Origin of the sequence: Frigidibacter sp. MR17.24, from assembly GCF_037095655.1 — a bacterium.
Lineage (GTDB): Bacteria > Pseudomonadota > Alphaproteobacteria > Rhodobacterales > Rhodobacteraceae > Frigidibacter.
On the sequence record NZ_JBAWKE010000010.1, the window covers coordinates 21,526 to 42,320 of the forward strand.

Annotated in this window: 14 protein-coding genes; 3 read left to right on the forward strand and 11 right to left on the reverse strand. The window is 70.5% G+C overall.

Going from position 1 to position 20,795, the window contains the following annotated elements:
• Positions 1–650 precede the first annotated feature (650 nt).
• Positions 651–2,093, forward strand: coding sequence for a polysaccharide deacetylase family protein (locus V8J39_RS20505; protein WP_336462833.1), 1,443 nt, complete (start codon positions 651–653; stop codon positions 2,091–2,093).
• Between the two features lie 27 nt (positions 2,094–2,120).
• Here the strand turns inward: V8J39_RS20505 and V8J39_RS20510 are convergent, their stop codons facing one another.
• From V8J39_RS20510 to V8J39_RS20540, 7 genes are all read right to left on the reverse strand, one after another.
• Positions 2,121–3,488 (reverse strand): glycosyltransferase family 2 protein, encoded by a 1,368-nt coding sequence (locus V8J39_RS20510; protein ID WP_336462834.1) that lies wholly within the window; start codon positions 3,486–3,488, stop codon positions 2,121–2,123.
• Between the two features lie 2 nt (positions 3,489–3,490).
• Positions 3,491–4,711, reverse strand: a complete 1,221-nt coding sequence (locus V8J39_RS20515) for a glycosyltransferase family 2 protein (protein ID WP_336462835.1) — start codon at positions 4,709–4,711, stop codon at positions 3,491–3,493.
• 803 nt (positions 4,712–5,514) lie between these two features.
• On the reverse strand, positions 5,515–6,942 hold the full coding sequence (locus V8J39_RS20520; RefSeq protein ID WP_336462836.1) for a hypothetical protein: 1,428 nt from the start codon (positions 6,940–6,942) through the stop codon (positions 5,515–5,517).
• 12 nt (positions 6,943–6,954) lie between these two features.
• Positions 6,955–7,896, reverse strand: coding sequence for an NAD-dependent epimerase/dehydratase family protein (locus V8J39_RS20525; protein WP_336462837.1), 942 nt, complete (start codon positions 7,894–7,896; stop codon positions 6,955–6,957).
• Positions 7,893–8,219, reverse strand: coding sequence for an ATP-binding cassette domain-containing protein (locus V8J39_RS20530; RefSeq protein WP_336462838.1), 327 nt, complete (start codon positions 8,217–8,219; stop codon positions 7,893–7,895). The genes V8J39_RS20525 and V8J39_RS20530 overlap by 4 nt, the downstream gene beginning before the upstream one ends.
• On the reverse strand, positions 8,216–8,461 hold the full coding sequence (locus V8J39_RS20535) for a hypothetical protein (protein ID WP_336462839.1): 246 nt from the start codon (positions 8,459–8,461) through the stop codon (positions 8,216–8,218). Before V8J39_RS20535 ends, V8J39_RS20530 begins: the two co-directional genes overlap by 4 nt.
• Positions 8,462–9,202: 741 nt before the next feature.
• Positions 9,203–10,369 carry a nucleotide sugar dehydrogenase gene (locus tag V8J39_RS20540; RefSeq protein WP_336462840.1) on the reverse strand — a complete coding sequence of 389 codons (1,167 nt, stop codon included), beginning with the start codon at positions 10,367–10,369 and terminating at the stop codon, positions 9,203–9,205.
• Between the two features lie 251 nt (positions 10,370–10,620).
• On the opposite strand from V8J39_RS20540, the gene V8J39_RS20545 reads away from it, so the two are divergent.
• Complete coding sequence (locus tag V8J39_RS20545) at positions 10,621–11,688, forward strand: NAD-dependent epimerase (protein WP_336462841.1); 1,068 nt, start codon at positions 10,621–10,623, stop codon at positions 11,686–11,688.
• Positions 11,689–11,902: 214 nt separating this feature from the next.
• Here the strand turns inward: V8J39_RS20545 and V8J39_RS20550 are convergent, their stop codons facing one another.
• Together V8J39_RS20550 and V8J39_RS20555 are read right to left on the reverse strand one after the other, a co-directional pair.
• Positions 11,903–12,451 (reverse strand): VPLPA-CTERM sorting domain-containing protein, encoded by a 549-nt coding sequence (locus V8J39_RS20550; protein WP_336462842.1) that lies wholly within the window; start codon positions 12,449–12,451, stop codon positions 11,903–11,905.
• Positions 12,452–12,879: 428 nt separating this feature from the next.
• Positions 12,880–15,576: a right-handed parallel beta-helix repeat-containing protein gene (locus V8J39_RS20555; protein WP_336462843.1), complete on the reverse strand. Its 2,697-nt coding sequence runs from the start codon at positions 15,574–15,576 to the stop codon at positions 12,880–12,882.
• A 359-nt stretch (positions 15,577–15,935) separates the two neighbouring features.
• Here V8J39_RS20555 and V8J39_RS20560 point away from each other — a divergent pair, with 359 nt between their 5' ends.
• Complete coding sequence (locus tag V8J39_RS20560) at positions 15,936–16,520, forward strand: acyltransferase (protein WP_336462844.1); 585 nt, start codon at positions 15,936–15,938, stop codon at positions 16,518–16,520.
• A 594-nt stretch (positions 16,521–17,114) separates the two neighbouring features.
• Here the strand turns inward: V8J39_RS20560 and V8J39_RS20565 are convergent.
• Both V8J39_RS20565 and V8J39_RS20570 read right to left on the reverse strand, forming a co-directional pair.
• The gene (locus V8J39_RS20565) at positions 17,115–18,518 is read right to left on the reverse strand and encodes an HlyD family type I secretion periplasmic adaptor subunit (protein ID WP_336462845.1); all 1,404 of its coding nucleotides are present in this window, start codon (positions 18,516–18,518) and stop codon (positions 17,115–17,117) included.
• 60 nt (positions 18,519–18,578) lie between these two features.
• Positions 18,579–20,702, reverse strand: a complete 2,124-nt coding sequence (locus V8J39_RS20570) for a type I secretion system permease/ATPase (RefSeq protein ID WP_336462846.1) — start codon at positions 20,700–20,702, stop codon at positions 18,579–18,581.
• Between the last annotated feature and the right edge of the window lie 93 nt (positions 20,703–20,795).

Consider the following 20,795-nt stretch of genomic DNA (forward strand, 5'->3'; position numbering starts at 1 on the left):
CGGGGCCTGCCTTCCCTTGTCTGAGGTCGCAAGGCATCTGGCCCCGCAGCCCGGGGTTCTGGCCGGGATGATCACCGCCCTTTGCGCCGGGCAGTCCCGCGTCGGCATCGCGCGCGATCTGGTCTATCGCCTCGAACATCGCCTGCTCGACAAGGCGCCCGCAGGCTCTGCAGTGCTGCTGTCGCAGATGGGCAAGATCGCGATCCTACCGGGACCGCCGCAAGACATCGACCTGCCCGATCACATCGACTGGCTGCTGATAGACATCCTCGACCACGGCGGGCCGCTGGCGCGGCGCGAGGGACCGGCCTTTGGCGGGCTGGCACGCCGGGATGTTGTCGATCATCTGGGATCGGCGCTGCCCGAACCCGCGGTCGCACACTATTTCGGCCTCGGCGGGGCGCCCGGGTTGCGAGAGATATCGCGGGCACTGCGGCGGCAGGGGTGGCGCGGGATCCGTCACTGGCACCGGACACGGTCGACTCTCGAGCGCCCCGGCGCCGCCTCCGCCCTGGCCGCGTTGCGGGCCGGGCCGTCGCGGATCGCGACGCGGCTCGACGCGGGCGGAAGCAAGCCGTCTGGCGAAGCTGGATCTGATCGCCGCGCACCGGCAGCCGGCCGGAGGCGCGGAGGCGGTCGCGCAGCCCTGCATGCAACTCCATGCCGCAGACGACACCCGCGTCGCCACCTGGGAGCAGGTCTTCGCCACCGAGGATCCCTTCGGCTACAGCTCGGCCTACGAGCAGGTGAAATACGAACGCACCTTGGAACTGCTGCCCCGGGGGCGGATCGGGCGGGCGTTGGAGCTGGCCTGTGCCGAGGGGCATTTCACCATGCAGCTGGCCGGACAGGTCGATGCGCTTCTGGCGGCCGACATCTCCGACCAAGCTCTGGCGCGGGCGGCCGCGCGCTGTGCTGGGCATGACAACGTCCTCTATCGGCAGATCGATGTCGCGCGTGACGCGATCCCCGGGGGGCAGGACCTGATCACCTGCTCCGAGTTTCTCTATTATCTCGACGGTCCCGAGACGCTTGCGGCGGTGGCCGCGAAGATCCGCGACGCGCTGGCGCCCGGGGGGGTGGTGGTGATGGCCAACCACTTCCTGTTACGCGACGATCCGTCGCGCACCGGTTTCGACTGGGACCAGGCCTATGGCGCCAAGGTCATCGCCGAAGCCTTCACCGCGACCGAGGGGCTGGTGTCCGACGCGGTGATCGAGACCGAGCTGTATCGTGTCGATCGTTTCCGCCGAAGCGATCCGGCCTTGCCCCCACCGGAAATCGATCACCAGCGCCGTGAGCTCGATCACCCGCTTGAGCCCCGAGTGGCGCGCCACATCGTCTGGAACGGGGCCTTCGCCCGTCGCCGCGAGGTCGAGCACCACGCGGCCCGGACCGTGCCCGTGCTGACATATCACCGCATCGCCGCCGAGGGCCCGCCGGCTCTGGCGCAGTGGCGCGTCGCGCCCAGGATGTTCCGTGACCAGCTACGGCTTCTCAGGCGCAACGGCTTCCGCTCGACCAGCACCGAGGAACTGACGCGCCATGCCCGCGAAGGCGTTCCCCTGTCGGGGCGGCCGGTGCTGATCACCTTCGACGACGGCTATCTCGATTTCGCCACCGAGGCCTGGCCGATCCTGCAGGCCGAGGATTTCCGCGCCGAGATGTTCCTGGTGACCGATCTCATCGGCACCGCGGCCAGCTGGGACCTCGCTGCGGGCCCGCCTGCCCCGCTCATGGACTGGCCCGAGATCCGGCGACTGGCCGAGGAGGGCTGCACCTTCCTCAGCCATCTTGCGACCCATGCCCCCGCGACTGGCCTGTCGAGCGGGGCCCTGCTCGACGAGGCCTTCCGGGCACGAACGGCGATCGAGGCGCGGCTCGGCCAGTCAGTCACCACGCTGGCGACGCCCTATGGCGCCAGCGATACCCGGGTGCGCCAGCTGCTGCAGACGGCGGGCTACACCGCCTGCCATTCCTGCCTGCACGGGGTGGCGGGCATCGACGGCCTGGGTTTCGAGGTGCCCCGGATCGAGGTGCGGGGCGACTGGACGCTGGAAGACTTCGCGCGGAACCTGGGTCTCGAGATCTGAGACCCGTTCCCGGCGAATGGCCCGGGCCTAGCGAAGGCGGGCCAGGAGACGGGCCCATTGCGCATACTGCTCATGCCAGACCCAGGGCGCCCCGCTCTGGTTCAGATGCGGCGCGGCACGGGCCAGGCCCTCGGTGGCCGCCTCGCGTTCCCTGGCATCCACGTCCTCCGTGCCGGTGGCCCCCGCGAAACGCGCCTCGATCCATGCCGCCCCACAGTGACGCAACAGGAAGGGGCGCAGATGGTGGCCGCGCCAGGGCTCGGCGCCCGGATCGAGATCGGTGGTCGTCAGCTGGCGATCACCATGGTGCAGAGCCAATTGAAGCGGTCGCTCGACCTCTATCCGTGCCTCGCAGACCCCCAGGCCCTGCGCCAGATCGAGTTTGAGCGGGAGCGGCGGCGCGCGCTGCGGTTCGGCCGGAAGGTCTGACCAGGCCGAGAACCGTTCCAGAACTTCGCTGGCGCCGCGCAAATACCAGTAGCGATTGAGAAGGCCGAACACCGAGATATAGGCTCCGCGCAATCCCCGCCGCTGGAAGCCTGGAAGCAGCCGCGCGAGGATGCCGGCACCGGCATCGAGCACGGGGCCTGCCGCGCACAGGGCGCGATGGCGCAGGGCAAGCCCGCGCGGGCGCATCGCGTAGAGCCTGAGATCCGCCTGCATCTGGGGATGTTTGCGCCAGAACGCGACCCCGGCACGTCCTTCATCGCGGGCACGGCGCAGCGCGGCGGCGGGGGTCTTGGTGAGATATTCGTAATGCAGCCCTCGTGCCCCGCGGGCATGCACCAGCGGCACGCCCGCCGTCAGCGCCCGCAGGCCGAGCTCATAGTCCTCATGCGCCTGCTGGAAGGCAGCATCGAGTCCGCCGAGCCGGTCCCAGACCGCGGCCGGCACCGAGAGATTGCCGGTCAGGACGTCAGTGTAGCGCATCCGGTGTCCGGGACGCGCCAGTTCAAGGAAATGCTCGCGCCACCACGCACGCAGCAGCAGCTGGAAATAGTCCGGTGAGGCATGGGGCGCGGAGGGATAGGACCCGACGACCATTGCCCCGTCGGCCATCGTTCCGGTGTCCTGATGGGCCGCGAGATGTGCGGCCAGAAATCCCGGCTCGGGGATCACGTCGTCGTCGAGAAAGACCAGAAGCGGTGCCCGCGCCTCGGCAGCGCCCCGGTTGCGCGCGCCGGCCGGGCCGAGGCCCGGCAGTTCGATCACCCTCAGCGGCAGGTCGACGCGCGCCTGCGCCGCCGCAACAGTGTCGTCGTGGCAGTTGTCGGCCAAGATCAGGATCTCGATCGGGTCGGGTCGCCCCGGATCGGCCGCCAGCGCGTCGAGCAGGCGCATCAAGAGGGCCCGCCGGTTGTGGGTCGGGATGATCAGGGACAGGACCGGGTCCATGGTCAGCGGTCCTTTCCGGTGACGGGTCCGGGCACGGGGCCCGACCTGGGCGCCGTCTCGGCCCGCTGTTGTCCATCGGCGATGCGCCGGGCGATGCCATAGGCCCTCAGCCCGATGAAGCCGCCCGCGATGCGGGTGCGCGAGACTGCCAAGGGTGATCCACCGCGGCGAAGGAGGCGGGCGGCGACCAGGGTCAACTCGCCGCGCAGCCAGAGCATGAACCGCAGCCCCGCTCCCCAGTTTCCCTCATGGAACATCGCCTTGGCCAGAACCGCTCCGCCGGCGACCTCGTAGCCATGGAGCTGTTCGCCAAGTTCCTTCAGCGACCGCCGGTGCCGGTGCCAGTTCAGGGCTTCCGGATCATGGGCGATGCGGTAGCCGGCGGCGAGCATCCTGCGGAACATGTCGGCATCGCCTCCGGCCCGGGTCTTCGTGCCCGCATCAAGCGCGTCGTCGAAGAGACCTACCTGGTCGATCACCGTGCGGCGCAGCGCCATGTTCACTCCTGCCCCGGCATGCCACCCCAGGAAGGGGTCAGTCACAGCGGCGTCGAGAAGCATCCGCTTGTAGCCGCGCAGGAAGCCGCCGTAATGCTGAAAGTCGATCTGTGCCTGGCAATCCAGCTCAAGCGGCAGCGTCGGGCCCGTCGCCGCCATCACCAGCGGATCGTCGAAATTGCGCAGCAGCGCGCGCAGCCACATGGGATCGGGTGCGGCATCGTCGTCGGTGAAGGCCACCAGTTCGGTGCGGGCCTCGGACAGGGCGCGGTTGCGCGCCACGTCGAGCCCGGGGCGCGGCTCGCGCAGGTAACGGATTTGCGGGAAGCGGGCGACCAGGTCGCGCGTGGCCTCGGTGCGCGGCGCATTGTCGACGATGATGATCTCCTGCCCGTCGTCCGGCAGGGCCAGCAGCGCGGCGATGCAGCGCTCGAGGTCCTCGGGCCGGTCGCGTGTGCAGACGGCGATGGTGGCGGCGGGCGCGGGGGCGGGGCGGGGGGCCGGCGGCAGGCCCAGGTCCTCGGCCAGCCAAGCCTCCCAAAAGGCAGAATCCGCGGCCGCCAGCAGCCGCGCCCGCAACCCTGTGCAGCGCCCCGTCTCGAGCGGCAGCAGAGCCTGCCCGACCGGACGCCCGCGCAACCGGATCAGCACCAGTGCCGCGACATCGCTGGGTCGCGCCTCGAGCGTCTCGGGCAGCGCGGTGAATTCAAGTTCACGGATCGCCATGGTCTGCGCCGACGAAGCGCCGGAGGCCGCGGAAGGGGAGACGGAAGAGTGCATGGCGGAGGACTTGAAGCAAGGGTTGGAGGGGGACATCGCAGGGCTCAGCCCCGGACCCGGCGGCAGGATGCAACGGTCAGAAATCGCGCGAAAGAAAACGACAGAAACGAAGACATGCGACTGATCAAGAGACGGGCTTCCATCGGGGCACTCTCCCGCGCGATACGCTCGCATTGGCGTGGCAGCTGCGGCAGGACAGGTGCAGGGGCGGGGGCAACGTGGGGAGGATGCCCCGAAGAAACCGTTCAATCGAAGTGACGTTACCACAGCGCGGAAAGGGCACAAGCCGCCTCTCGGGCGCCGGACGCACGCGAGAGGAAGGCGCACCGGTGAGCAGGATGTTCTGTCGGTGACCAGGACGGTGCCGTGCCGGCCCGGCGACTGGGTCTCGGTCGTGACCGGATGCTGGCCGCCGCGCGATCGCGGCGCCCCGGCCGTGAGCCGCGATCGCTTCCGAAACTGGAGACCGGCCCCCGGGGGGCCGAGGACGGTCCCCTGGTGCGCGGCGGCTGTCGCGACGGGCGGCTCTGGCTGGCAAGCCCGGACCGGGAGGGCCAGACCGGGAGGGCCAGACCGGTCGAGTCCGATCCAGATGCCCAGCCCGGATCGGCAGGCGCGACTGGCGGGCAAGGATCAGCGTGCCCGGTCGCAGGCCCGGTGCTCTGGCCCGGTGCTCTGGCCCGGTGCTCTGGCCCGGTGCTCTGGCCCGGTGCTCTGGCCCGGTGCTCTGGCCCGGTGATCTGGCCCGATCACGGGGCCCGGCGGCGCGCCAGTGCCAGCAGCGCCAGCGCCGGCACCAGCCAGATCACCCGGGTCTGGTAGCGGTCGGCCGGGGCCGAGAGACCGCCGAACACCATCGCGTTCACGCCAAGCCCCAGCACCAGAAAGCCCAGCATCACCCGCTCGCGCCCCGAAAGCCGCCCGGTCAGCGCCAGCCCCGCCAGCACCAGCGCCGCCAGCCCCGCCCCGAGGCGGAACACCGGGTCATAGGCCGCCAGCAGCGCCGCGCCGCGCGCCGTGGCGGGCGGCAGCGGCGCCATCTCGGCATCGAGCCCGGCCGAGGGCCGCAGGTCCTCGGTGCCGATGCGCAGGAACTGGCGCCGGGAATTGCCGAGGAAGCTGTCGAGCTGCTGCAGCGGATAGGCCTTGAAGGCGCGCCACAGGATCAGCGGCTCCTCGGCGCGGATCGCGGTCATCTGCGCCTCGGTGAGCGAGCGCACGCCGGCGGGATCGAACAGCAGCTCGCGCAGGTTGGTGGGCAGCCGGCCGCCGAAGGCCTCGCAGAAGGCCAAGGGCTCGGTCGGGCAGGCCGCCTGCAGGTACCACAGCGCCGGCCCGTCATCGATCGAGCGCGCGAGCAGGATCGGCATCCTGAGCGGGGCGGTGCTGGTCTCCTTCAGCGCGACCGTGCTGGCCGTCAGGTTCGCCACCGGCGAGAAGGCCAGCGGCGCCAGCCCGCAGACCAGCACCCAGACCCCGAGCCGCCGGCGCAGCGCCAGCCAGGCCAGCGCCGCGCCGTAAAGCGCCATCGCCATCGGCGGATTGCCGTAATGCGCCGCCACCGCGATGCAGCCGATCGCCGTGGTGACGATGCGCGCGCCCCGGCCCATCCGGTCGAACCGCCCGACCAGCAGCATCACGTGCAGCACGATCAGGGCCGAGAAGATGTCGGGGATCAGGTAGCTGGCGAAGAAGGCCACCGGCGTCGCCGCGACCAGCACCGCCCCCGCAAGCCACAGGCCCGGGCGGCGCAGGTCCGCGGGCTCGGGCAGCGCGAGCAGCATCGCCGTGGTCATCAGCCCCTGCAGGAAGACCAGGAACCCCGGCCCGCCAAGCGCCACCGCCAGGTAGCCGCCGACCGAATAGACGAAGGAGCGGATGAAATGCGGCCCCTCCTCGACGGCCCCGGCCCCTGCCCCGCCCCCGGCCCCACCGCCGCCCGCCGCGCCGGGAGACGCCGGCAGCAGCCGGCCAAGGTGGTCGGCCGCCATCTGCAGCGCCGTGCGCCCGCCGCGCAGGTAGCCCGGCGTGTCGTGGAAGGCGAAGGGCCCGCCCGTGGCCAGCATCGGCCAGGCCAGGGCGAGCCCGCCCAGCACCGCCACGGCCACCAGCACCGCCGGGCGTGGTCCCGCCCCGGCGTCGGCGCCCGGCATGCGGGAGGAGGCGCGTCCGATCATCCCGCCCCCCTCTCAGCGTCCGGGCATGGTCACGGGCTTCGGCGCGCCCGCGACCGCCATCGCGTCGCGCAGCCGCGCGAGACCCGCCTCGAGCGGGATCCGCGCGCGCCAGCCCAGCACCTCGGCGGCGCGGTCGGGGGTGCCGCAGAAGCCCTTCACGTCGAAGCTGCGCGCCGGCAGCACCTCGATTCCAGAACCGGACCCCGAACCTGACCCCGAACCTGATCTGGCGGTGGCGATCGCGGCCTTCGCCAGCGCGCCGAGGCTCGTCGGGATGCCGGTGGCCAGGTGCACGGTCGGCGGCGCCGTCTCGCCCGCGGCCAGCCGGTCCGCCATCGCCATCAGCCCGCGCACGCAATCCTCGACATGGACGAAGTCGAAGAAGTTCGCCTCGCCGGTGATCCTCAGGGTCTCGCCCTGCATCGCGCGCCACAGCAGCGAGGGCACCGCGCGGTCGGGATGGTCGTGCACCGTGCCGTAGACGTTCGACAGCCGCACCATGCCGGCGCGGCCGCCGCGGGCGACGAAGGCCTCGACCAGCTCCTCGCCCAGGGCCTTGCTGCGGCCGTAGTGGTTGAGCGGCGCGCGCGGCGCGGTCTCGGGGATCGGCGAGACGTCGGGATCGCCGTAGACCTCGCGCGACGAGGCGAAGACGACCCAGGGCGCGCGCGCGCCCAGTGCGGCGACCGCGTCCAGCAGGTGCGCGGTGCCGGCGACGTTGACCGCGTGGCACAGCTCGGGGTCGTCCTCGCCCCAGGCCACGCGCGAGATCGCGGCCAGGTGCAGCACCCCCGTCACCCCCTCGAGCGCGGCGGCCACGGCGGCGGGGTCGCGCAGGTCCTGGGCCGGGTCGGTGCCGATGTCGAAGCCGCGGACCTCGTGTCCGGCGGCGGCAAGCGCGGTCTTCAGTTCGCGGCCGATGAGGCCGGCGTCTCCGGTCAGAAGCAGGGTCACGTGCAGGGCACTCCGGTGGCTGAGACGGTGGTGTCGGTTGCGGTGGGGGGGCCAGCCCCGGGGCCAGCCCGGACGGTCACGCCGCCGCCGGGCGCCCTCCTCCAGCCCAGAAGCCGCGGCAGCGCCGACTTGCCCGAGCCGTTGTGCCCGACCATCCCCAGCATCTCGCCCGGACGCAGCGCGAAGCCCGCGCCGTCGAGGGCGCGGAACCGCGCCTCGCGGTGGGTACCGCGAAAGCCGCTCTCTCCCCGGTGGGGGAAGATGCGCGGGCCGGGCGCGCGGCGCTGGCGGAATTCCTCGACCAAGCCCTCGCCCCGGATCACCGACGGCAGGTCTCCGAACGAGTCGCTAGAAAGGGCAACTGCAGGCCTGGCGGCGCGCGGGCGGGCAGTGTCGGGGGCGCGATGTGCTGCAGGTCGCGGAAGCGGACGTTGTTCACCGCGGCCAGGCAACTGCCCGCCAGCGTCAGCGCGAACTGCACCGCCAGCATCGACCAGCCTGCCCGGGTGTCGCTGAGCCACGGGATCGTCACCAGCGTCGGAAGGTTCAACACCACGATCAGCATCGGCAGCGTCGCGCAGGGAAAGCCCGGCCCCGCGGCCCGCCGCGGAAGACGTCACGGAAGATGTCACGGGGCGCATCACGGGACGCATCACGGGGCTCGTCACAAAGGGTCTGATCCTGCACGGCAGCCCGGGGCGGCCCTGTCCTGCGCCACAGTGTCGTCAGTCGGCGGATGCGACAATCGTTAATGTCGCTCGGCGTGCTGCGGCGCCGATTGCAGGCAACGATACGGCGGCGGGTCTCCGATTGTGCAAGACAGGAGCATGTTTTCGCCGGGACGCACCGAGCTTCCTGTCAAAATGATGAAGCTTGAACAACTTTGTCGGAAACCCGGCCGGCGAGCCGTTTCCCCAAGTGCATGCCATCGGCAGCGGCACGTCTGCCCCGATCCCTGGCTGAGCCCCCCGGGAGAGAGCCACAGCGACCGACCTGCCCGAGACGATCGGCGCCCCTCCCCGACACTGCTCTCCGGCCCCGCGGACGACTGGAACGAGGTCCCCTCCGCAGCCTGCATCCGCTGAGGTGACCCATCGGCCGGGATGGGATTGATCCCCTTGGACTGCTACCGGGCATCGGACCGCAGGACCTGCGATTTCCCGGGTTGGGGCTCAGGGCAGCAGCGCCACTCCTGAGCCGTTCACCAACGACAACGGCGCCCGCCTCGGAACCGCGACCCGCCGCCCTGTACGGCAATAGGCCCGCCGCACGGGGCCGTCACATGGTCGCGGCCGATCGGCCATACTCAGTCCGAGCCGAAGAGGTCGCGGGTGAAGACCTTGTCGGCCACGTCGCCAAGCTCTTCGGCCATGCGGTTCGACACGATCACGTCGGCCTTGGCCTTGAAGGCCGCGAGGTCGTGCTCGAGCGGGGTGTTGTAGAACTCGGCCTCGGGATAGGCGGGCTCGTAGAGCACCGTCTCGATGCCCTTGGCCTTGATCCGCTTCATGATCCCCTGGATCGAGCTCTGGCGGAAGTTGTCGGACCCCGCCTTCATCACCAGCCGGTAGAAGCCCACGACCTTGGGCTTGCGGGCCAGGATCTGGTCGGCGATGAAATCCTTGCGGGTGCGGTTGGCATCGACGATCGCGCCGATCATCACCTGCGGCACCTCGTGGTAGTTCGCCAAGAGCTGCTTGGTGTCCTTGGGCAGGCAATAGCCGCCATAGCCGAACGAGGGGTTGTTGTAATGCGCCCCGATCCGCGGATCGAGCGAGACGCCGTCGATGATCTGCTTGGCGTTCAGCCCGCGCGACAGCGCATAGCTGTCAAGCTCGTTGAAATAGGCCACGCGCATCGCGAGGAAGGTGTTGGCGAACAGCTTCACCGCCTCGGCCTCGGCCGGGTCGGTGAAGAGGATCTGCACATCCTTCTTGACCGCGCCCTGCAGCAGCAGGTCGGCGAAGACGCGGGCACGCTCGGACTGCTCGCCCACGACGATGCGCGAGGGATGCAGGTTGTCGTAGAGCGCGCGGCCCTCGCGCAGGAATTCGGGGCTGAAGATCAGGTTCTTCGTGTTGTAGGTGGCCGAGGTCGCCTCGACGAAGCCCACCGGGATCGTCGACTTCACCACCATCACCGCGTTGGGCTCGATCTCGGTGACCATCTTCACCACCGCCTCGACGGTGCGGGTGTCGAAGCGGTTGGTCACGGTGTCGTAGTTGGTCGGCGTCGAGATGATGACGTAGTCGGCGCCGGTGAAGGCGTCGGTGGCATCGGTGGTGGCGCGGAAGTTCAAGTCATCGCGCTTCAGGAAGGCCTCGCATTCCGCGTCGACGATCGGCGAGAGGCCCTTGTTGACCATCTCGACCTTCTCGGCGACCACGTCGAGGGCCACGACTTCATTGTGCTGGGCAAGCAGCAGCGCATTCGACAGGCCAACGTATCCGAGGCCGGCAACGGCAATCTTCATGGTCACTCCGGGAGAACCGACATTTCCCGCAACCTGCCCGAGCGCGCGGGGGGTCTCAACCGGATTTTGACGGCTGGACGTGCGGCCCCGGCGGGCTATGGGCGCGGCTGTGGCGATGTTTCGCGCGCGAAACATCGCCGGCGGGGGCCGTCCCGCGGCGCAGCTTTCCCTTGCCAGCGGGGAAGCGGGGGGCCAGAAGGCCCCGACGCCCGCGCCCGCGCCGTTCCGTGCAGACCCCCGAGAGATCCGTCATGACCGCAGATGTCCCCGCCCCGCCGTCCACCGCACAGCCGTCCACCGCACCGGCCCCGCGCAGCGCGCTCGTCACCGGGGCCGCGGGCTTCATCGGCTTCTTCCTGATCCGCCGGCTGCTGGCCGACGGCTTCCGGGTGATCGGGCTCGACAGCCTCAACGACTATTACGAGGTCGCGCTGAAGGAGCGCCGGCTGGCGCAGCTGCAGCAGTCCGAAGGCTTCCGCTTCGTCCAGGGCAAGCTCGAGGAGCCGGGCCTTCTGATGGGGCTGATGGCCGAGGAGAGGCCGCAGATCGTGATCAACCTCGCGGCCCAGGCCGGGGTGCGCTATTCGATCGAGAACCCGCGCGCCTATGTCGAGGCGAACCTGGTGGGGGTGGCGGAGCTTTTGGAGGCCGCGCGCGCCCATCCGCCCGAGCACCTGCTTCTGGCCTCGACCTCGTCGGCCTACGGCGCCAATACCGAGATGCCCTATGTCGAGACGATGAAGGCCGACACGCAGATGTCGTTCTACGCCGCGACCAAGAAGGCGGGCGAGGCGATGGCGCATTCCTATGCCCATCTCTACGGGCTGCCGGTGACGATGTTCAGGTTCTTCACCGTCTACGGGCCCTGGGGGCGGCCGGACATGGCGCTGTTCAAGTTCACGAAGAACGTGCTGCAGGGCCTGCCGATCGACGTCTACAACCACGGCGACATGAAGCGCGACTTCACCTATGTCGAGGACCTGGTCGAGGGCATCCGGCTCTTGATCGACACCCCCCCGGAGCGGCCCGCGGACGGTGTCGTGCCTGCGGGCGACAGCCTGTCGCCGGTGGCGCCCTGGCGCATCGTCAACATCGGCAATTCCGAGCCGGTGCAGCTGATGGACTTCATCCGCGCGATCGAGGCCGCGACCGGGGTCGAGGCGCAGCTGAACCTGATGCCGATGCAGGCCGGCGACGTGCCCGCGACCTGGGCCGACACCACGCTTCTGGAGCGGCTCACCGGCTACCGGCCGCGGACCTCGGTGCCCGAGGGCGTGCAGCGCTTCGTCGACTGGTACCGGGACTACTACCGCAGCTGAGCCGCAGGCCAAGCGACGAAGGGCCAAGCGACGAAGGGCCCCGTGACGGAGGCCCCGAGGACGGCCGGCCCTGAAACGAACGTACACCCCCGGAGCGCTCCGGGGGCCTTTCGGGTCAGCGCCGGCTCAGAGGCACGCGACGCCAGGATGCGGCGCCAGGATGCGACGCGCCGGCCATGCGGCCGGTTCAGGCGCCCCGGTTCAGGCGCCCCGGTCAGGCGGCTGGCCTGCGCCGGCGCTTCGCCGCGAGGCCAAGCCCGGCAAGCCCTGCGAGCAGCAGCGGGGCGGCGGCCGGCAGCGGAACCGCGGCGGGCACGGTCGGGACCACGACGCCTGTCGGCGTGGCAAGGAAGGCGAAGCTGCTGACCGAGACCGGGCTCACGCCCGCGGCCAGGCTGAAGGTCAGGGTGAAGCTTGCGCCCGTGCCGAGCGCGAAGCCGCTGGCCGAACCGGTCAGGGTCGCGAAGGAGAAGCCGGGGAACAGCGTCGTCGTCGTGATCGAACCGCTGCCCGTCGAGCTTCCGAAGGACACGGAGAGCCCCGCGAGATCGGCCGCGGTGGCCGCGATGGCGCCATAGCTCAGGGCATTGATCGTCAGCGGGGCGCCGGCGATGTTGGAGAAGGTCAGGGATTGGCTCGCCCCGGCCGCGAGGGTGAAGGGCGCCGCCAGGGTGACGGTTTCGTTGGCCGTGACCGTCGCCGCGCTGGCAACCCCGACCATGGACGCCAGGGCAAGGGCCATGGCAATGAGGAACGTCTTCATCGAGAGGTCTCCAGAGGACAGGACCCCAGGCGGAGGTGCCTGGACGACATGCCACCGCATGCGATGAACCACCCGCCCGGCCACAAGGCCAGACAGGCGCCGCATTGGCTTGCGAAGCACAACCATGACGATACCTCAGCGACGAAATCCCACCTAGCGGAAAAGTGACGCGGCTGGCCGGATTTCGGGGAATTGGCCGGAAAAATGCTTAAAACTTGAACACAAAGCGCCCATTTCGCGAGAAATCCGGCAGTCCGGCCCTCTCCGTGAAGATCGACCCGGGGTTGATTTTCAGTTCCGAACGCCCGCGCCGGTCCTGCGCAATGCGACACGGCCCTGTCCCGCAGGACAGGGCCGTTCTGGCAGGACCGGGATGGTTCGGCCGCGGAGCCGGCCCGTGGCGGGTCGGCCGTCAGGCAAGAGGTCCCTCAGGCGAGATGGTCGGTGAGCTGCGGCATCGGCATGTCGTCGTCGATCGCCAGGCCCGAGACCTTGCCGTCGAAATTGCCGTTCCAGGGCGTGCCGATCATCCAGCCCCATTCCCGGCCGCCGGCACCGACGAAGTCGATGTCCTTCGTGGTGTCGTGCAGCACGAGGGTGCCGTCGACGTAAAGCTGCAGTTCGTCGGTCTCGGCATCGGCATAGACCGAGATGTTGTGGTTGTCGGTGTCGTTCAGCCCGAGGTCGTTGAGCCTGTACTGGGTGAAGCCCTCGCTGGTGGCGATGCGGAAATAGAGCCCGTCGTTGATGACCTCGATGCCCATTTTCATGTGGTTCCAGAGCAGGCGCTGGTAGCTGCCGTCGGCGGTGTCGCGGCTGTAGTCGAGCGAAACCGCGAGATGCTCGCTCTGCTCGAACTGGGTCAGCCGGCCGAGATCGGCCACGGCCTTGCTGCCGCCGTCGAAATCGATCGCGAGCTTGCCATCCGCCCCGGTCTCGAGCGCGACATTGCCCGACAGCTTGCCGGTGAAGGCGGCAAGATCGAGATGGTAGTCGTCGAAGACAGGCGCGACCTCGACGGGGGCGGCCTCGATGGCCTCGAAGGACGGTGCCGCCTCGATCGGCTGCACGGCCCAGATCGGCAGCGCCTCGGTCTGCGGCACCGTCCCGGCATAGTCTTCATAGCCGATGTCGTTGGTCGACAGGCTGAAGTCCAGGATGTCGCCGGAGAAGTTGGTCTGGCCCCAAGGGTTGCCGAAGTACAGGCCGCTCGAGTACGGCGCCGACAGGCCATCGCCGGCCGAGACGCTGCCCATGTCGACCCCGTCCACATGCAGCGATAGCGTGCCCGCATCGCCATCATAGGCCAGCGAGACCGAATGCGCGCCACCATCGAGGAACGACATGCCGACCGAGCCGACCTTGCTCACCTGGCCATCGGCGGTGGTGAGCGTGAACGAGAGTGCGCCAGCCGGGGTCACATAGGCAGTAAAGCTATTGGAGAGCCTGAACAGGTGACCGCCGTTCGCCTGCGCCGCAGTGGCCTGCAGGGTGAAGTCGAGCGTGAAATCATCGGCCCCGACCAGCGTCTGCAGTTCCGCGACGCTGGATTTCGCAGGCATCCCGGTGCCGGCGAGATGGATCGCCTCGCCATCGGCCAGAGACGCGCGCAGAGCCATGTCGTCGACCGCCGCGCTGCCCTTGACGAGCAGCCCCGAGGCCGTGTCCAGCCGTAGCACAGTCGTGTCCGGCGAAGCGAGAGCGAGCGTCGCGGTGTCGAGCGTCGCGTTGCCGACGAGAACCTGCAGCGACACATCGTAATTGCCGATCGTGCCATAGGCATGGCTGACCACCTTGCCCGTCGCGGTGGTGCCGTCGCCGAAGGTCCAGATGTAGGTCGCGTTCTCTGGCAACGCCGCCCCGCCCTCGCCGACCGAGGCCGAGGCGTCGAAGACCAGCCGGTAGCTGTCGCCGGCATCCTTCGTCACCTCGAAGAGCGCCGTGGCAGTCGTCAGGAGATCCTTCTGAACAAGATCGGAGCCGAAGCCGGCATAGCCGTCCTGCAGGACGAAGCCATGCGCCCCGGTCGCCCCGGCCTCGAGCGAGGAGGTCAGGAACACCTCACCGTAGTAGTTCGCCGCGTTGGACGAGGTGTTCTGCACCACGAGGTTGTCGGCTACGGTCCAGCCGGGCTGGGTCGAGGACAGGCCGGTGGTCAGGTTGCCGGTGATCGTGACGTCGGTCGACAGCGCACTTGTCCCGAGCGTCGGCTTGGCGACGACGCCGTCCGAGCCGGTGACCTGCAGCAGGGTGTTGTCGCTGATCAGCACGCCCGTCGCCGCCCCGAGCGCGATCCCGTTGACCATCGAGTTGTAGATCGTGTTCTGCTCGATGACGACGTTCTGATAGTACATCTCGGTCCCGGCGCGCCCCAGGTCGACCTCCTCGTTGCGCATGAAGATACCCTGGGTCTTGGTCCCGTCGCCGATATCGAGCACGTTGCCGCGGATCACGATGTCGGTGTTCGGAACCGTCGTGCCGTTGGTCCAGAACTGGATCATGTCGCAGTGATCACCCGAGGTGGGCGAGCCGGCGAAGTCGTGGATGTAGTTGTTCTCGATCACCACGCCCTGGACTGCCGAGAAGTTCATCCCGTCCATGCGCAGGTCGTGGATGTCGTTGTCCGAGAACGTCAGGTTGGTCGCGTCGGCGGCGACAATGCCGCGCATGAACCCGGAGATCTCATTGTTCGACAGCGTGATGTTGTCACCACCCGAGATCCGCAGGCCCCAGCCCGAGCCATAACCGTCCGCCGCGGTGGAGATCCCGCTCGCCACGTCGCCGTCGAAGGTCGAGTTGGCGATAGTGATGTTGGAACTGCCGAAGACCGCGAAGGGCTGGGTGTATTCCTTGTCGCCCTCCTGGAAGGTGTAGTCGAAGGTCAGCCCGTCGAAGGTCAGGTTCGCCGCATCGGCGAAGCGCATCCCCGAGAAGACCGCCGGCGTCTCGGGATCGGCCGAGGCGATGGTCACAGCCGAGGAGAAGCCGGTGCCGTATCCCCTGGGTACTGTGAACGAGCCGTAGTCTCCCTGAGCGAGCAGGATGGTCTCGCCGCCGGTGCAGTTCGCAAGGGCTGTCTGCAGTTCGGCGGCGGTGGAGACTTGGATCGTGGTCGTGCTGGACATGGAAGGGTGCCTCATCTGATGCCGGGAGGAAGGGCCGGGGTCGAACGGCCGCCGTCGGACGTGTCTAGCGGGCAAGTTCGCGCATGGGCTGGGCGCAAATGCGGCCTTTGAAAGGAGGGAAAACCCAAGCCTAGACAATCCTCCGCCCCCGGCTTCAATGTTTCATTAACCCTAAGGGCGGTGCCCCGGGGCGGCCGCTCGCGCAGGGCGGGCTTGCCACCCGCCGGTCAATCGGGGATCGTCGCCGCCAGACCCTGGCCGGGTGCGGGACCGCTGGCGGGTCCGGGATTCGGGCCGGGCAGGTCCGACCACCCGGTCCGCCGTCCCCGGCCGACGGACCCTGAAACGAGAGAGAGCCGATGACCTTCCGCTACACGGGCCGCTATCCCGACAGCTTCATGGAAGCCGTGCGCAACTATGGCTTCCTGGCCACCTGCCGGACCCGGATGCGCGATGTCGTGCTGCTGATCCGCCGGCTTTATCTGGTGAAGGTGTGGAAGATGGACATCCACCCCTTCACCCTGATCTCGATGAAGGCGCTGCTCGACCGCACCTATCCGCGCGGCATGCATGTCGGCGAAGGCTCGGCGATCTCGTTCGAGGCGGTGGTGCTGACCCATGACCACATCGCCGGCAAGCACACCCACACCTATGTCGGGAAATACTGCCAGATCGGGGCGCGCAGCATCATCATGCCCGGCATCACCGTCGGCGACCACTCCGTGATCGGCGCCGGCGCCGTGGTGGTCAAGGACGTGCCGCCGCGCTCGATCGTCGTCGGCAATCCGGGCAAGGTGATCCGCTCGGGGATCATGACCACCAACTGGGGCAAGATCACCGACCGCGGCATGAAACCCGAGGACTGGGACCCGGTGGCCCAGGCCCCCCGCGTCGCCGGCGCCGAGGCTGTCGCGGAGACGGCGGCGGCTCCTGCGGCCTCCTGAGGCTGCGCCGAGGGAACTGCGGGCCCGCGGCTTGCCGGCTGCGGGCTGCGGGCTGCGGGCTGCGGGCCGCCCTCGAGCCGGGCTGGCGCCTCGGGAAGGGGCCTTCCCCGACGGGCGCGGCGCCCTCCCCCGAGCCCAATCACGGGCCCAATCATGGGCCCCGGTCACGGGCCCCAGTCATGAAACCGGTCACGAAACAGGCCGAAAACCCCGTCTGCGATCCTGTCGGGCGGGGAGAGGAAAGGCCCGCCGCCGGCCCGACCCGGAGCGGCCATCGCCGGAGGCGCCGCGGATGGCGGCGCAGGGTGCAGGACCGGAACCGGGACGGGAACCGGTAACCAGAGCCGAAAACCGGGTCCGGGGACCAAGACGACCGCACATCGCAGATCACCCCGCACCGGACACCCGGCCCGGGCCCAGACCGGGCCCAGACCGGGATCCCGAGCCGGATCCCGGGCCGGGTACCGGACGGCGGACGGGTCCGAAGGGGCCTTTCGCCGGTCTCCCAGCCTGAACCGGTTTCCCGCAGGTCCCCCGATCCCCCGGTCCTTCCGTCGCGACACCGACCGGGCCGGGGGCCCGGCCCGCCGGCCGTCAGCGTTCGCGGAACATCCGGTCGATCTGGGTGGTCACCGGGTGCAGCAGGTAGTCGAGCACCGTGCGCTCGCCGGTCTCGAGATAGGCCTCGACCGGCATCCCCGGCACCAGGCTGCGGGTCCCGAGCCGGGCAAGCTCCTCGGGCGGGACCGAGACGGTCAGCCGGTAGTAGCTCGTGCGCGTCGCCTCGTCGGTGACGACCGTGGCCGAGATCCGGTCGATCTGGCCGAAGATCTGCGGCGTGGTGCGGCTGTCGAAGGCCGGCAGCACCAGGCGCGCGCGCTGGCCGGGATGGACCTGCTCGATCGCCCGCGGCTCGAGCCGCAGGTCGATCTCGATCCCCTCGCCGGTGGGCACCACCTGCAGCACCGTCTCGCCCGGGGTCACCACGCTGCCGGTGCCGGTGGGCGCAAGCTCGTGCACGATCCCCGCCACCGGGGCGCGGATCTCGACCCGGTCGAGCTGGTCGCCGAGGGTGCTGATCTGCAGCGCCAGCTCGTCGGCCTTGGCCTGCGCCTCGCCCAGGTCGGTCACCACCTGTTCCTGGAATTCGCGCTCGGCCTGGGCCTTGGCCAGCGCGGCGTCGCGCCGGGTGCCGGCCAGCTGCGCCTGCTGGGCGCGGTCGCTGGCCAGCTGGCCGGTCAGTTCCGACTGGCGGCGCTGCGCGTCGAGAACGTCGGTCAGCCGGGTCAGGCCGCGGTCCGACAGCTTGTTCAGCGTCTCGAGCTCGCGCGCGACGAAGGCCAGCTGCTCCTCGCGCGCGGCGATCACGCCCTCGAGCCCCTGGCCCTGGCTCTCGGCCTGGGCGATGCGCTCGTCCTGCTGGGCGATCTGGTTGACCAGCACCGCGTTGCGCGCCTCGAGGATCCGGGCCTGGGCCGCGAACTGGCGGTCGAGATCGGCGGCCTCGGCCAGGCCCGCCTGGGGGGCCGCGCCGATCGCGTCGCGGGTGAAGGCGGGATGGCGGCCGGGATCGCCCAGGGTCGCGGCCTCGGCCTTCAGCCGCGCGACCTGGGCCAGGGTCTCGGCCAGCTGGCTGCGGGCGATGCCGAGGCTGGCGGCGATCTGGCTGGGATCGAGCCGCAGCAGCACCGCCCCGGCCGCGACCTGGTCGCCATTGGCCACCGCGATCTCGCGCACGATCCCGCCGTCGAGATGCTGCACCGCCCGCGGCTGGCCGCGCACCGTCGCCTGCCCCGAGGCCATCACCGCGCCGCTGATCGGCGTGAGCCAGGCCCAGAGCAGGAGCGCCCCGAGCGCCCCGAGGCTGAGCCCCGCGCCGACCAGACCCAGCCGGCCGAGCCCGGTGCGCGGCCCCACATCGGACACCGCGTCGGAACCGGATCCGGTGGCGGCCTCGGTGAAGGCGGAGGCGGGCGGCAGGGCGGAGATCGAGGTCATCGGGTCGGGCTTTCCTGGTCGGGCTTTCCTGGTCGGGCTGTCGTGGTCAGGCTGTCGTGGTCAGGCTTCCTTGCGCAGCCGCACCGGGTCGGCGGCGGCGGCGGCAGTGGAGTCACGATCTTCCTGCGCATCCCATTCCCATTCCGTTACCGGCTCGGGCCGCGGGGCGGACGGCTTGCTCGCGTTGACCCGCCGCGCCCGCTCGACGAGCGCGAAGCTGATCGGCTCGCTCCCGGCGGCATCGCCCGCCTGATTGAGGAGCTGGTCGGGGGCGGGCTTGGGCGCGGCGACCAGGGCCGGGATCGGCTTGGCGGGGGCCGGTGCCGGTGCCACGGCCTGCGCGGCAACCGGGGCCGCAGACGCCGCCGGGGCGCGCGGGCCGAGGGCACGCCCGGCCACCGCTTGCGGCTTGGCGGAGGGGGCGGTTGCGGGGCCGGCGGAGGCGACGGCGGAGGGACCCGTGGACGGGACCGCCTGCGGCCGCGCGCCCAGCACCTCGTCGCGGCGCCCGAACTGGGCGATGCGGCCCTGGTTGAGCACCATGACGTGGCTCGCCACCGCCAGCACGCTGGGCCGGTGCGCCATGACCACCACGGTCGAGCCCGCCGCGGCCAGGGTCGAGATCACATGGGCCAGCGCGGCATCGCCCTCCTGGTCGAGATTGGCGTTGGGCTCGTCGAGCACCAGGATCCGCGGCCGGCCGACGATGGCGCGGGCCAGGCCCAGGCGCTGGATCTGGCCGCCCGACAGCGGCACCTCGGCCCCGCCGACGCGGGTCTCGTAGCCCTGAGGCAGCGCGAGGATCATCTCGTGCACGCCCGCAAGCTTCGCCGCCGCGATCACCGCGGCATCCTCGAGCCAGGGGTCGAAGCGGGCGATGTTGTCGCGCACCGTCCCCGGCAGCAGCGTGACCACCTGCGGCAGATAGCCCAGGTGGCGGCCCAGCGTCTCGGGGTCCCACTGCTCGGGCGTGGCGCCGTCGAGGCGGATCTCGCCGATGTCGGCGCTCCAGATCCCGGTCAGCACCCGCGCCAGGCTCGACTTGCCCGAGGCCGAGGGGCCGATCACCGCGAGCACGGTGCCCGGCTCGATCGAGAAGGCGAGCCCTTCGAGCAGGCGCGCGCGCTCGGCGACGCCCTGGCCGGCATGGGCGGCGGGGGCGAGCTTGGTCAGGCGGCTGACGGTGATCGCGCCGGTGGGGGCGGGCAGGTCCATGGCGCGGGCGGCGGGCGCGGCGCGGCCGAAGGTCGCCATCAGCCGGCGACGGGCGTCGCGGGCCCGGGCCAGGGCGCGCCACTGGCCGACGACCTGGTCGGCCGGGGCGAGCGCGCGGCCCGACAGGATCGAGCTCGCGACGATCGCGCCGCTCGAGATCTCCTGGGTGATGGCGAGATAGGCGCCCAGCGTCAGCAGCGCCGACTGCAGCAGCATGCGGAAGCTGCGCGAGGCGGCCGAGAGCATCTCGGCCCGCTCGGCCCCGGCCTGGTTGGCGGCCTGGGCGGCGGACTGGTGGCCGGCCCAGACCGAGGTCAGCCGGTCGGCGAGGCCCAGGGCCACGACCAGCTCGCGGTTGCCGCGGGCCTGCTCGGCGAAGAGCTCGGCCTGGGTCTCGGCGCGGGCGGCGCGCTGGCCGGGGGCGCGGGCCAGAAGCTGGCCGGCAAGGGCGAAGGCCAGGCCGACGCCGGCGCCGGCCACGGTCAGCCAGCCCAGAAGCGGGTGCAGCAGGAACAGCATCCCGAGGTAGAGCGGGATCCAGGGCAGGTCGAGCAGACCGGGCATCGCCGGGCCGCCGAGGAAGGCGCGCAGCGTGGCGAGATCGCGCAGCGCCAGCCGCCGGCGGCCGGCCTCGGCCTCGTCGCTGCCCTCGGCCCCGATCGAGCCGGCGAAGGCGGCGCGGTCGAGCGCGCGCTCGAACCGGTAGCCGGCGCGCGACAGCAGCCGCAGGCGCAGCAGGTCGTAGAGCCCGAGGAAGCCGTAGCACAGCAGCACCGCCGCGAAGAGCCCGACCAGCGTCGGCACCGAGCCCGAGGGGATCACCCGGTCGTAGACCTGCAGCATGTAGACCGAGCCGGTCAGCATCAGCAGGTTGATCGCGGCGCTGAACACCGCTGCCATCCAGAGGGCAGGACGAATGGCAGAAATGGCTCGCCGGTAGGGCGAGCCTTCCAGTGCGGGATGCGACATGGATGTTTCCCCGGATCATCGCGGGCCGCGCGGGCAGCGGGCTCGCCGTTGGGGGCAACATCGCGGGAAATTGGGGCGCTTTCGGGGCTGGGT